General features: G+C 36.9%; 7 protein-coding genes. 1 reads left to right on the top strand and 6 read right to left on the bottom strand.

The genetic code is table 11. The features are described 5' to 3' along the window. Positions 1-18: 18 nt before the first annotated feature. The 6 genes from BHV72_RS15635 to BHV72_RS15660 form a co-directional block, all read right to left on the bottom strand. Complete coding sequence (locus BHV72_RS15635; RefSeq protein WP_286856596.1) at positions 19-1,458, bottom strand: glycosyl hydrolase family 95 catalytic domain-containing protein; 1,440 nt, start codon at positions 1,456-1,458, stop codon at positions 19-21. Between the two features lie 32 nt (positions 1,459-1,490). Then, positions 1,491-3,479: a family 20 glycosylhydrolase gene (locus BHV72_RS15640; RefSeq protein WP_122264875.1), complete on the bottom strand. Its 1,989-nt coding sequence runs from the start codon at positions 3,477-3,479 to the stop codon at positions 1,491-1,493. 10 nt (positions 3,480-3,489) lie between these two features. Continuing rightward, on the bottom strand, positions 3,490-5,298 hold the full coding sequence (locus BHV72_RS15645) for a glycoside hydrolase family 20 protein (protein ID WP_182317056.1): 1,809 nt from the start codon (positions 5,296-5,298) through the stop codon (positions 3,490-3,492). Between the two features lie 105 nt (positions 5,299-5,403). Beyond that, positions 5,404-5,883 carry a DUF5018-related domain-containing protein gene (locus BHV72_RS15650; protein WP_122264876.1) on the bottom strand — a complete coding sequence of 160 codons (480 nt, stop codon included), beginning with the start codon at positions 5,881-5,883 and terminating at the stop codon, positions 5,404-5,406. 5 nt (positions 5,884-5,888) lie between these two features. After that, on the bottom strand, positions 5,889-7,598 hold the full coding sequence (locus BHV72_RS15655; RefSeq protein ID WP_055173554.1) for a RagB/SusD family nutrient uptake outer membrane protein: 1,710 nt from the start codon (positions 7,596-7,598) through the stop codon (positions 5,889-5,891). Positions 7,599-7,614: 16 nt separating this feature from the next. Beyond that, complete coding sequence (locus tag BHV72_RS15660) at positions 7,615-10,731, bottom strand: SusC/RagA family TonB-linked outer membrane protein (protein ID WP_254886469.1); 3,117 nt, start codon at positions 10,729-10,731, stop codon at positions 7,615-7,617. Between the two features lie 640 nt (positions 10,732-11,371). On the opposite strand from BHV72_RS15660, the gene BHV72_RS15665 reads away from it, so the two are divergent. Further along, positions 11,372-14,326: an AraC family transcriptional regulator gene (locus tag BHV72_RS15665; protein WP_286856602.1), complete on the top strand. Its 2,955-nt coding sequence runs from the start codon at positions 11,372-11,374 to the stop codon at positions 14,324-14,326. Positions 14,327-14,512 lie beyond the last annotated feature (186 nt).

The following is a 14,512-nucleotide window of genomic DNA, read 5'->3' on the forward strand; positions in this document are numbered from 1 at the left end:
ATTCTTTAATTTACTACTCTATTCATGTTCGTAAGGTTGTGCAGGATAAATATAAAATTCTTTTCGGACATCATCCCACTGAAGAAAGTTCAAGTAGAATTCTGCAGCCTCTTTCATAAACGGATAAATTGTATTCCTAAGATAGTCACGGTCTTGGGTATAAGCATAATACTCCCACATTATTTTACTTATCTGACTGGCCGGAGTATAATTCGTTGTCATATTTCCCCAATTAGCACTAACCATGTTACCGGAAAAATCATGCGCCTCAGTTATTAATAATCCGTCTTTTGTCCCTTTCTTTCTGGCTAATGCTTTTCCTTGAGGAATCATATTGACATAAGTTTCAATATAAGGTCGTAATAAATCACAATCATTCTGAACAGCAAGCCCCCAATAAGATTCTTGGGTATTCCAGTGATGGGGTGTAGCCCACTGACGATGATCATAATTAGTAGTCCATAACCCGCCATTAAATGGTACCGGATATTTTCCCCGTGAAGAACTTCCCATAAGATAACGACGAATATAATAAATATTCTCCAGATAATTGTCTGCCAGATGAACGAATGACTTCGACCAAAAGTGAGTCCACCAACTGAGATGTTCTTTCCGAAGCGCTGTAAACGTTTTTACTTCCGCTTTATCCAGTAATGAAATTGCCTCTTGAGTCGGATTGTCCGAATCATTAGAACTGACAACTGATATTAAAATCTTATATTTCTGTTTAGAAGACAAAGGTGTAATCATTGAGCTTTCCCGATCACTGACACGCAGAATCTCTGTCGGGGTCTCAAGTACCCGACACGCAATAGTAAAATGAAGACCACCTTCAAACTTTTCTTCCAAAATGATGTCATTTTCCTGTCTATTCACCTTTGCAGTACCTAATCCATTGGCCACATCCCGGTCACGTGAACCATACCATCCTCCAAAGTCACAACTGCCCCAACGCTCCAAAGAAATTCGATTTACAGCTCCAGAAGGCAATGTTTTCTTATAATCAGCCTGACAATCTATCACCCAGACATTAGAGTTTGCATCTACCCAAGATGTTATCTCCGTATCGGCAAACGGTGTCGAACTCTTAATCTTTAAATCTGCGTTTTGCAGAGATAAACGAGCTTCAAAATCAGCCAGATGCATATAGCTATAACACGGTACACCTAAATTAACATTTAACCGTCCCGCCGAACGCAAAGTCATCCTCCCATTAGCTGGTTTATCATATAAATCTATTTTGTTAATTTGTAAAGTAATGCCCTCGTTGGTAAACCATAACATACCTCCGAGATCTCCATTACCAAGAGGAAAACCATTGAAACTGTCAAACTCCGGTTCCAGATAGACAATATCATGCTGACTCAGATAGTTATCGTCAATTTTAAAAAGGGAAGAAGCTTGTATAACACATACATTACAAAACAAAACAATTAAAGCAGAAACTATATTTTTCATTTTACATTTACTCTTTGATAGTGATTGATTTTTTACTTCTGTACACAAGTCACATTTTGTATCTTTCCTTTAAACCCATTCAACGGATTGCCAATCCAGCGTAAGGGGAAGATTAACGTCTCCTGATAAGGCATATAATCCATACGCTTGTTTTTTTTGCAATAAACTTTCATTTTACGTCCTTCTAAACGTTCTTGCAATTTGCCATTAACATATAGTGATGTGCCTTTATAATCCCCTGAAATACAAATATCTGTCCATTTTCCTTTCGGAAGGCAATAAGAACCGAAAACAAAAGTATACCCATCACGACTGAAAGCAATCCGTCCGGTATTTTCCCAGTTGGTATATACTTTGGAATGTGGTCCTTCAAATAGAATTCCGTTGATATTGGTATCCTTGTCCGGATAAATTTTAAATGATACTACGTAAGGGTAACCCACTTCCTGCAAAGCAGTACGAATAGTATCCGTCCCACTCAATAAACACACCTTTCCTAAAGGAGTCAGACACATTTCTTTAGGAATCCGTGCCAATAAATTCACTCCCGGAGCTTCCGGCATTATGCGGCATAAGGCTTCAAAACTTTCGTAAGAAACAATCTTGTTATCTCCTTTCCAAAGTTTTTCAGCCAACACTTGAATAGCAGGAAAAGAACGTAAATGTACATCCTGTTCAGAAATACCATTGCCACACATGTCATTCCATACAGCAAACATTCCACCTAACACTCCCGGAGTTCCTTCAGGAAGCGTCTGCTTACTATTCATCAACCATGGACTCCATGATTCATAGATCCATTTATGATCTAAAAATTCACGATAGTAACCAGCTCTGGGCACAATATATAGATAAGTATCGCATGTGTTTATTAGTTGATATCCCTCCCTTAAAGAGGCTTCGGGATCTATCCAGTCATACGACCATGCATTAACTGTCACTCCTCCTGCCTTTACGGGAGTTTTACCGGGTAGCCATTTCAAGCCACCCCACATACGAGGGTTCTTACCATATTTTTCGATATACTTCAGATAACGATCAGTAAAATAACGATATTGCTCCGCTTCCTTCTTGTTATATTCATCCGTACCGATATGTACGTCAGGACCAATGAATATAGGATGCTCACCAGAAAGATACTCATCAAACAGCGTATCAAGAAAATGATAAGTCTCATCCTTATAAAGATCCAAATGATCCATTCCGTATTCCTTACTGCCGATCTCCGGTTTGTAATGCGTAAAAGCAAGAGAGTGTGCAGGAATATCTATTTCAGGAATAACGTTTACTCCATAGCTCATTCCCATACGTTGTAAATTAGAAAATTCCTGTTTAGTATACGAACCATCCTTAGCCGTCAATCCAGGAAAACGTTCACTTTCCAGGCGGAAAGCAGCGTAGGTCATCTTCCAATCATTGTTAAAGAATTGTGGAAAACCATTGTCATTCAAATGGATCTGGAACTCATTCATTTTATAGAATGAAAGTATTTTGACATATTGTTTCAAATAATCCAACGTGAAAAATTTACGAGCTACATCCAACATAAACCCACGACTCGAAAATTTCGGAAAGTCACGTGCTGTTCCTTTCGGCAATTTACCTTGCTGATTATACAAGATTTGCAAAAGGCTGCGTGTCCCCCAAAAGAGTCCCTTCACAGTAGGTGCCTCAATACTGACATAATGGGTTGTAGCCAACACATACCCCTCGTCACCTAACTGTTTGTCTGGTTTTATCAACGATAGATAAATATCATTCCTTTGTGGTTTTCCTGTTTTTATGATGTAATGCCAATTCATTAAATCTCTCAAGTCATCGACCAATATACGAGCAGTGGATAAAAGTTCTGCTTCATTGGCTGGATTTACAACGATACTTCCTTCAGCAGGCAGGAGCAATTTTCCATTTCCTCCCTTCCATTGCTGCAAAGCAGGAATAACACAAGGACACGGTTCTTGCGCAGAAGTACCCAAGCATACCACAAACAGATAATATAATGTAAGTAACAGTTTTCTCATAATTTCAAATTTATCTATACTTTTGATAGAACATCTCTCTATTTCCACTCTGATCATTACGATTATCTACCTCACTGAACATCCAGATATCATTTTCTTCAGCCAGTTGAATTAATTGAGTAAGCAGTTGTTTGCGTTCTTCTCTCGTGCCATATTCCAAACGAATTTGAGCATACATTATAGCCATTCGCTCTTTCCGAACCCGTTTCAATACATCCGGTTGGTTTATTACAGCTTTTTCAGCTAAATCAAACCAATGTTTGTAACGCTCTATACATTCTTTTGACAGATAACCTTCACGATGAGCTTCAAGATCACCATCCATAGAAAGTATGGCTTTTGATTTTTTTAATGCTTGTTCCATGTCAGCGATATATCGCTTGATATAAACTCCTGCCTTACCATAATACCCTGTTAAAAAATCATCCATCTCCTGTTTCATATCACATTGTGGATTCCATAATAATTTAGCTAGCAAATAACCACGTAGCTCGGCAAACTCACCCCCTTTTTCCCTATTTCCTTGACAAAAAACAGCTGAAACATTATTAGCTATATAGAAATTAATATTGTCCTGCATAGTACTGAAATTGGGAAATGGTGAAACTAAGTTTTGAAATTGGATAACATAGTCCCAAACCAATATTTCATTACAAATCTTTCCCCAGTCTACCAAATCCTTTCTAAATGTAGCATGAATATTTGAAGTAGCGATAGGAAAATTAATACCTTGCCGGGCTGTTTCTATAGCACACATTTGAATTACAACATTAGATGCCGGTTTAGTATATAGCGGAGCCTTTCTAGTGTAAGTATAAGCTAAAGTCGCTATTTTTTTGTGCGGAAAGTGCTCAGCTATTTGATTAACGAATTTCAACATCGTTCCACTGGGGCTTCCATCATACAAATCTGATGTTTGACATTGCTGACAAGTACAGTTCCCTCTTCCGTCCATTTGACTCACACTCCAATAATGTGCTAATGAATCAGCCCATACAGGAACTTCTGCCTGTGTTTTTTGAATCAGTCGATTTAAAGAATTGATAGCATGATAAGGAAGTTCTGGATTAGTCAAACATAATTGTGTTCCTTCCGAACGTGGTTGAATTCTTTTTCCCTCAATTTCAGAAAAATATTCAGGATGAGTATCATAAAGACTGGGAGAAACCACATCATAGAGTGAATGACACCACAGCCCCCAATCAGCATGACGACCACCTTTTATAGCCCACCTATTAGGAGCTGTCAGTCCTTTTCGAAGCATATTCCCATTCAGTTTCAGTTGTGCAGCAATAACAGGATCACACAAATCATAATAATAAACTTCCCGCCATTTCACAACAGGTGTATAGCTTTCTTCTATAAAAGGTAATTGCTTTTTATTTAATAAGGGAATAAAAGAAACTTCAGAGCTATACCAGCGACATCCTATATATTTTTCTAAAAAAGAATATACTCCATATAGAACACCTCTACCATTTTGTCCACTGATGACAACTGCATTTTTTTGTATGTTTAAGTAATAACCATCTTCACCAAGTGCAATATTCGCCGGGAGTACGTATCCTGTACTATCTTTCTCTTTAGTAAATACTAACATTTCAGGTCGATCCAATGAAGCAGAATGTCGAACACATGAAACTTTAAATACTTGAGTGATGTATTTGCTTAATTCATCGGCTGCATGAGTTACGACTTTGGGGGCGTCAGGGCAAGTATAAACATAATAGGTTCTACCACTTTCTAAAACCATTTTTTTGTTTTGGGCCTGCAAAGATACTGCTACCAATAGAATATACGTAACAAATATATATTTCATGGAAACTTTATCATTTATAAAATTTAGAATAAAAAAGAGGGGACAGGACATTCAGAATAATGCTTATCCCCTCTGTTAATTATATATACTGATTATCTATTGGAGCTATTTTATCAACGTACATTGTATAATCCATTCTTTGGTTGTTTTACCATCGGCTGCAACAACCTTGTATTTGGAAACTTTGGAAAAATCGCCCCATTTGCCTAAGGCAGGTGCACCTTCTAGCGGATAAATAGTAGATGCGGTAGAAATTGTAGCAATACCTACAATCTTTTCCAACTTTACATTATTGCGTACCTCCTCAGTGAAAAAACTGGGATTTCCAGCTTCAGGAACAGTGATTGTGCAATAAACAGTATTTCCTTCTATTTTTACATTAGTAGGTAGTGAAACCACACCCAATTGAGTGTTATTTCCCCCATTTATAGTTTGTTCCCAACGATGTTCAAACTTAAATCCTCTGATCTCTGCGTCATTATAAGATTCCAGTTCATCCAGCCCTGCTTCCAAACAAGAAGATAAAGTCAATAACATGAAGAACGTAAAGGCACTTAGCCAAGAGATATCTATAACTTTTTTCATATTCATTACCAATGATTATTTTGTTGTAAATTAGGATTAGACATGAGTTCTGATTCAGGCAACGGGAAATACATGCGTCTAGGCCAAGAGAACACTCGGTCGCTTCCTGTCGAACTTCCATGACTGGTATCAATTAAAGTAAATGTATCATCGTCCCCATCAATAATAATACAGTGGGTACGTTTGTTAAACTCAGATACGGAGGTTGCATTTTCCACTTTTGCCCAACGAATGACAGAAAAATAGCGGTCACCCTCCAAAGCTAATTCAACCCGACGTTCTATCTTATAATATTTCCAGAAATCTGCTTCTGAAGAACTTTCCGGCAAAGCGGGTAATCCACCATGTTGAGTACGAGTCATGTTCATCATTCTAATAGCCTTGTCTATTTCTCCCTTGCGGCCAAGCGCCTCAGCATAGTTAAGACAAGCTTCCCCCAATCTAAATAGGATATAACGAAAATCATAAAGGATCTGGTATCCCGGAAGTGCATCTGTACCGTCCAATTCATAAATGTATTTACGCCACATATATCCACTTTGAGTCATAAAACCATGATTCTGTGTATTTTCCCAGTAGCAATTACCTTTAGTATCCATCTCAATAGGAGAAGTGAAATAAGTAGTACCATCATAACAAATAGTAGCATCCAAACGTTTATCTCTGTTACTATACATAATGGAAGCAGTCTTTACCGGAGCATTTTTCCATTTTGCTGTCTCTGTATAATGTTTTGCAGTTTGGTCTCCCTCTACATCAATTGCCAAATAGGCTTCTGTCAGTTCATGGGAGGGCCAGTTAGCACACCATGCATCCACTTTATCATTAAAAGCCGGCCCCATAATATTTCGTCCGGGTGCTAATGTACCGGCAACATACATAGGAAGTAAATTCTCACAATACTGTTTTTTATCACCTTGTGTAAAATAGAACTGAATTTCCGGACTCGTTTCCGGATAAGAAAAACTACCGAACATTTTACGATATTCAGGGTCTATACTCCAGTTAGCAGCTTCCTCTCCTTCAAACAGTTGTTTTCCAGCAGCAATAGTTTCATCATAGAGACCGCCTTCCAATGATACACGCGTTAGTAACGTGAGTGCTGCTCCTTTTGTAAAACGCTCTTTATTGGCAGTTGAGGGTAGATCGGGAATCGCAAGTTTCAACTCATTGACCATAAATCTATACATTTCTTCTTCTGTACTACGAGACATTAACATTTCATCACTAGGAGTCATCAGTTTATCAACAAGCATTACTCCTCCCCAGCGACGTACCATCCAACTATACACCATTACGCGCAGACAACGAGCTTCGGCAATAAACTGTTTACAACTTTGTCCGTCAATATCAGGATTGTTAGTCAATTCTTCTATGATAAGACTCGTTCTACGGATATAAGAGTATTTATTAAAACCTCCTATATTATTTTCAATATTTGTAGGAGAAATAGCTTCCGCTGCTACAGAGTTGTTATCCTTATTCCAAACATTATCTGTCCACGAATCTGTACGCAAACATTCTGTATTATTATCTCCCGAACAATACAAATCCTTAAGAATTGTCCAATAAGCTTCTCTCAGCACATTTTCGGCCAAATCTTTATTACGCCATATTAAAAGTTCGTTGTACGAGTCCATTGGTTCTGTATCAAGCACATCACAAGATGCCAGTCCACACACCATTATCAATGCTATATATAAATATTTTTTCATATATTTTCCCTTTTATTTAAAATGTTAGGTTAACTCCAAACTGAATAATCTTCTGCACCGGATAACCTACTTGTCCCATAGACTCATCATCTCTACCGTCTTCCGGGTCAATGTGATACTTTTTAACCGGAGAGAAAGTCAACAAGTTGTTACCACTTACATAAAGCTCAAATTGAGAAATAAAGCTCAAATTTTTCAACAAGCTGTATTTCAGGTCATAGCTAAATTTGACATTCTTTAGTCTAAGATAAGAAGCATCCAGCAACCAATAAGTTGAAGCCATATCATTGTTCCCCCCGTTTTCTTGTGCATTATTAGTTAAGCGAGGGTAGAGTATTTCTCCGGTATTACCCGGATAATAGAATTTTTCACTACCTGCCAAACCAATCTGATTTGTATTAAACTTCCGGTTGAATGATTCCAACAACATATTTCGGGCACCTGTACCTTGTAACAATACGTCAAGTGTAAATCCTTTATAAGATGCTCCCAAAGTGATGCCATAAGTCAAATGCGGGAATCGTGGAGCACCTTGACGTATCCGGTCATTAGTATCTATCACACCATCACCGTTGATATCCTGATAAGCGATATCACCTGGTCGTAACAAGGTAGAGGCCTGAGGACGGGGACTATCCAATATTTGTTCCATATTTTGATAAAGTCCGTTTGAGACATACAATAAGTCAAAATATGATTTTTGGTGTGTGAGACGACGTAATGGATTCTTCAAATCGGATTCTTGTTCATCATATTTCCTTTCCCAGAGTTCATTATAATATGACAAATTAAGTCCCACATTATACTTGAAGTCACGTGCTATCTTATCTCTCCATGCCAAATTTAGTTCATACCCCGCTCTACGATGAGCCGAATTTGTCTTAACCATAGGCATAGCAGTCCCCAACGGTGTGGTATAAGCATCTTTAGGATTAGCTAAATAATTGGTCGTACGATAATAGAAATACTCAAAGTTAGCAGATAAACGTTGTTGGAAAAACTCTGCATCAACAGCAAGGTTGATAGTATTTCTGCTATACCATGTCAAATCCTGACTAACTAAATCACCTTCACGCAAGGTAGAATTCCATTTTCCTCCTTCGTAGAAATCATTTCCCTTATTATACACCGACAAATATTTAAAATTACCTACGTCATCCAAGCCTATTTTGCCCCATGAGAAACGAAATTTCAAGGCGCTAAACCAATTGTTATTCAATAAAGGTTGCATGAAAGGCTCTTTATCTACATTCCACCCCACAGAAACTGATGGGAAGAATCCCCAACGCTGGCCTTTAGGAAACTTGTCCGAGCCGTCATAACGGAAGTTAGCTTCTACAATATAACGCATCTTATAATCGTATTTTAAACGACCTACCAATCCCATACGTCCATTTTCCCTTGCAGTACCGTTGTTTTCCGCTGTAGAACTTGGTCCTCCGTTTATCTGTTCAATAACGCTAGTCTCATATTGTCTTCTCAATGCTCCCAATTCGTTATAATTGTACTTCCAAGAGTTGAAAACAGCAGTCGCCCCAATTGTATGAGCTTCTTTGAATGTTCTATTATAATCTGCCCGTGCTTCAAAAGTCACCTCATTGGAACGGTACATATCTTCATCCAAACGAGCTTTTCCAAGATTAGTAGGTTCATCATTCCATTCCCATACAGGTCCTACGCCTGCTTCATTAGCACGCCAATCCTTATTAAAACTATCATACAGATTATAATTCACAAGTGCTCCAAAACTCAGTCCGGTAACTTTAGGAACATCCCATTGCATCGACAAATTCATATTGGTATAGCGGGTATCATTTTTTCTATATCCAGCAGTCGGATCAATTTCCACATATGGATTTTCCTGACCACCCGTCGGATGACCTGCACTATTAAAACATCTAGCCAAAGAATTTAAACGTGCCACATGTGTCCAAATAGTATACAAACCATTAGGGGGATATTGTGTTTTGTTCTGACTAAAAGAAACATCTCCATTTAGTCTCAATCCTATTTGATCGAAATAGTGGTCCACATGCATTCTCATATTTAAACGATCATTTTTAGAAATATCTGTTTTATAAATACCTCCTAAAGTGTAATAACGTGCAGACATAAAATAATGAGTGTTCTTACTTCCTCCATTCAACGAAATGTTATGCGACTGCATAGGAGCAAATTTGTGGAATAACAAGCTATTCCAGTCCGTGTTTCCTGTCACATCGTTGAAAGTACCATTTTTCACAGCGTCCAGTACACCTTCCGGCCAATACAAATTACCATTCGCATCCACTTTCATAAAAGTAGGCATTCCGTTATTATAGACCGCGGCCCTGTCTGATAACTCTGCAACCACATAGTTGTCAAGGAATTCAATAGGCTGTGTAGGTGAACTTAAAGAGTAAGAACCATTATAACTAATTGTCATTTTTTCGTTTGTACCCTTTTTGGTTGTGACCATCACAATACCATTACCGGCCCGTGCACCGTATACAGCCGCTGCAGCAGCATCTTTTAAAATAGAAAAAGATTCAATATCACTAGGTGAAAGCACCGAAAACTCTTGTTTTGTACTAGGTATACCATCAATTACATACAAGGGTTCTCCACCTCCACGGATAGAAATACTAGGTAATGCCCCCGGCTCACCTCCTGCCGATTGAATAAAGACTCCGGTTGCTCTACCTTCCAAAGAACTGATAATATTGGTATTAGGCATATTTACCAAATCATCGCCTTTAACACTAGATATAGAACTAGTTAATCTTTTCACAGAGCTCTTTCCATACCCCACTACAACAACTTCGTCTATAAGTTTACTATCTTCTTGAAGTTTAATGGTTAGCGAAGTGCGGTTACCAATCTTAATAGTCTTAGTCAAGTATCCTACATAAGATACCTCAATCACCGGAGAATCACCGGACACATTGACAGTAAATCTACCATTTGCATCAGAGATTGTTGCGTTCGAGGTATTCTTTTGTAAAATAGTAGCTCCAATTAAAGGTTCTCCGTTGTCGTCTGTTACTACACCGCTCAGTTTGCGACTCTGCTGTTGTTCCAGCACATTAAAATTGTTTTCGTCTATCGTCGTAGTGGCTGATATTCCCAAAATAGGCAAGGATATAAATATCACAAGTAGCCCTTTTTTTAATAATTGAGATAGACAATAATGGTGATAATAATTACTTTGCATCATTAGTCTTAAATTTTAAATCATGAATACTTTTTATATTACTTGAGTTAAAACCGTATGGCTTAAGGGCCGGATTTGTTTTTCATAGGCAAATGATTTTTTTGTTAATATAGCTTTATTAGAATTAAGTTCTTGGGCACAAAATTAGTTAATGTACAAGTTGCCCACCCCACGTAATTTTATCAATTTCCCCCCTTTTTTCTATCAATAATGCCTCTACAGCTATTCTCATCAAAAGAATATCATATTTTTCTTCGCAATTTAGCTACTGGAGTATAATGCGAGTTCGATATAATTCAACTACACTCTTTATTTCATTATTAATAATTTCGACATCAATAATGAAATCTTTTCAAAATATAATATACTGCAATGAGCACATTACAATTCTCTTTTCACTCTACCGAACACACATTTTCCTGATACAACACAAATTCTTTGCAGAAAATATCCTTCATTTAATAAAATTCCGTAACTTTAGTCTCGAAAAACACAGTGGTAATTATATAAAATATCACAAAATGATACTTTTTGTTACTATTTTTATCTTTTAGGAAACAATCATTAATTTAAGTTGAAAATGAAAGTAATGAAATTATATCTCTTAATCATTTTAGGATTACTATTAGGAAAATTAAACAGTAAAGCGATATCTCCGTTTTATACAAACCATACAAATTTTAAGCAGTTAACCATTCAAGATGGGCTTAAAGACAACACTGTTTTATCCATTCACAAAGACTCTAAAGGTATAATGTGGCTAGGAACAAGCACTGGATTAAGTAAATATGACGGCAATCATTTTACTAATTACACACTAGACCAATATTTTAGCATGAATGTAAGAAAAATAGAAGAGGATAGTCGACATATATTATATTTGCAGACCAATGATTGGATCACATACATGGATTGTAAGGATGAAAACACAGGAAGACTTCATACTCTTGTAAAAAACAAAGATTATCAGGTAACAGATTTTCTTTTGCTCAATGACTCCACTCTCTTTGCTTGCGATAATCAGACGTTAAGCAGCTTCAGAATAATGCTAGACCAAAACGGTCATCCTTTTTCAAAATTAGAAAAAGTTTACCCGTTTGAAATGGCAAAAGGAGAGCGATTTATGAAATTCTGCATAACCAATAACCATAGGAAAATCTACTTAGTGACTAACAGCGCACGCGTTCTTTTATTAGAGATCAGTACAGGACGCGTTTTAAAGCAAAAACGTTTGTTAACCACAAAACATGAGTTTGGAGCTTCTTCGGTTGTATGCCACAATGGGAAACTATTTATATCCTCAATGTTACATGGCATTTTTATTATGGATACTTCATTGGAAAACCTCAGTCATATTGCCAATCAACAAAATATATTTCCCACTCATTTGTCCCATAACGATGTTTACAACATCATTCCCATTTCAGATTCATCTATCCTTGCTACAACATGGTATGGATATACTATGCTTTTGGCCGATAATAACATTCCAGGTGGATGGACTACAGAAATACGTACCAGCGAACCAACGTGGCAGTCATTAAACTTCGAAGCACGCATGATATCTTCTTACTATGATCCCCATGGATTTTTATGGATCGGAACACACGGAGGAGGCGTATTAGTTTCCGACTGGAAGTGGAATTTTATCAAACAATACAATTTCAAAGAAGACAATGAAGTAGAAAGCATCATTATTGATGATGAAAAGAGGATTTATTTGTCAACTTATGAACAAGGTATTTTTTACACTCCACCATTATATGACCTAAAAGATTTCGGTTTACGTGAGTTATCGCAAACAGATAGAAAAACAGTACTATGCAGCATGAAGGATAAAGATGGGAATATATGGTTCGGTTACAAAAATGGAATGCTCGTTTTTTATTCTCCACAAAAAAAAGAAGTACAAAAGTATAATGTAACTGACACCCCTATCAATGTACTGTTTACAGATTCCAAGAAAAACTTTTGGATTGGAACAGAAAATGGCCTATTTCTATACGACTGTGACAAAAAAAAGAAAAAGGAAGTAAAATTAAAACAGACTGTAAACTGTGTATTTGATATAGCTGAAGACAATGAAGGCAATTTGTGGATAGCTACCAGTTTAGGGCTATTAAAACTAAATTATGCCAACAACAAACAACATATACAACATTTTCCGACAAACAAACATACATATACAGCTCAGACTGTATTAGCAGCAAAAGACGGAACCGTATATGTAGGCTATCAAAATGGATTAGGGATTGTAGCACACGGAGAGACAACTGTAAAACAAGTGTTTACCACCATGGATGGTTTGGGAAGTAATTGGATAAATTGTCTATTGGAAGATAAACAAGGCTATATATGGATTGGAACTAATTCAGGGTTCAGTTGCTATGACAAATCCATAAATCAGTTTTATAATTATTATGCTTCCGGAAGCAGCCGTTCTGTGGCTCTTTGGGGAGATATGCTTTGCTGGGGAGGTAACAAGCACCTACTTTTCTTCTCACCCCAACAGGCAATAAACACTTTTAAAGCAAATACTAAAAACCCAATAATCATTACAGGTATTGAGGTTAATAACAAACCTCTGATTCCGGGAAAACCCGTCAATGGACAAATGGTATTGACGAAAACAGCCGAGTACACAGATTACATCTCTTTGTCACACAAAAACAGAGATTTTGCATTATCATTCAGCAACAGTCCTTATCCCACTGCGCAAAAATACGTATACAGGTTGATACCTTATCAAAATGAATGGATAGAATGTAATAGTAAAGAGAAAATTTCTTATGCTAACCTATTACCGGGAAACTATACATTTCAGATAAAAAACCAAAAAGCAGTCAAAGAGGAAGATATAACCTCCTTAAAAATCAACATACAACCACATTGGACACAAACCTGGATGTTTCGGTTCTTTGTATTGTTAGTAATCATTGGAGGTATTTATTACTCAATATTTACAATTAAAAGGAAACACCAACGTGACCAACTAATTGCTGAGTTAGAACATGGCATCGCCATCTATAAACTACAACATCAACAAGCAGACCAATTGTCACATGTACAAGAACAAGGGACAAATTATGGTAAAGACAATGAAGACAGTAATTTAAACAATCCATCAGAAGAAAAAGACTATCCTCTTTCTGATTATCTGGAAGCACCCGTCCCTCAACAATCTAACACCAACAATGAATTCAAACAGTCTAACCAATATATCTTCATGCAGAAAGTGACCAACGTGATAGAAGATAACATAGCAAATGAGAACTTCAATGTAAAAATATTGGCCGATACACTTTGTATGAGTCAACCTACATTATATAGAAAGGTAAAAGAACATTTTCACCTAACTGTTACAGAATTAATACGAAAAATGCGCATGAACAAAGCAGCTTCCTTATTGGCAATGCGCAAATATTCAATCTTAGAGATTACCGAAATGGTAGGATATAATGATTATGAAACTTTTAGGAAACACTTCAAGAGTCAATTTGGTGTATCCGCCTCAAAATATGTGAATTGCGAATAAAATAACGAGCGAACAGACTTATTGACCGGAAACAGGACACAATTACAGTCAAACTACATATCGACTCATTATTTTAGTCATTTTGCTATAAAATTAATAGAAATTATCTCCAAAAGACGACAGATTCAAACTTTTATTCCTACATTTGCAGCCAAATGATAACTTATTAATAAAAATACAGATACC

It is taken from the genome of Bacteroides sp. 43_46, from assembly GCF_001915455.1.
GTDB lineage: Bacteria > Bacteroidota > Bacteroidia > Bacteroidales > Bacteroidaceae > Bacteroides > Bacteroides caccae.

What these genes read in the sequence shown, in the direction of transcription:
- BHV72_RS15645 (WP_182317056.1), bottom strand. Translation starts at nt 5,298, where the DNA reads ATGAAATATATATTTGTTACGTATATTCTATTGGTAGCAGTATCTTTG.
- BHV72_RS15655 (WP_055173554.1), bottom strand. Translation starts at nt 7,598, where the DNA reads ATGAAAAAATATTTATATATAGCATTGATAATGGTGTGTGGACTGGCA.
- BHV72_RS15635 (WP_286856596.1), bottom strand. Translation starts at nt 1,458, where the DNA reads ATGAAAAATATAGTTTCTGCTTTAATTGTTTTGTTTTGTAATGTATGT.
- BHV72_RS15650 (WP_122264876.1), bottom strand. Translation starts at nt 5,883, where the DNA reads ATGAAAAAAGTTATAGATATCTCTTGGCTAAGTGCCTTTACGTTCTTC.
- BHV72_RS15665 (WP_286856602.1), top strand. Translation starts at nt 11,372, where the DNA reads ATGAAAGTAATGAAATTATATCTCTTAATCATTTTAGGATTACTATTA.
- BHV72_RS15640 (WP_122264875.1), bottom strand. Translation starts at nt 3,479, where the DNA reads ATGAGAAAACTGTTACTTACATTATATTATCTGTTTGTGGTATGCTTG.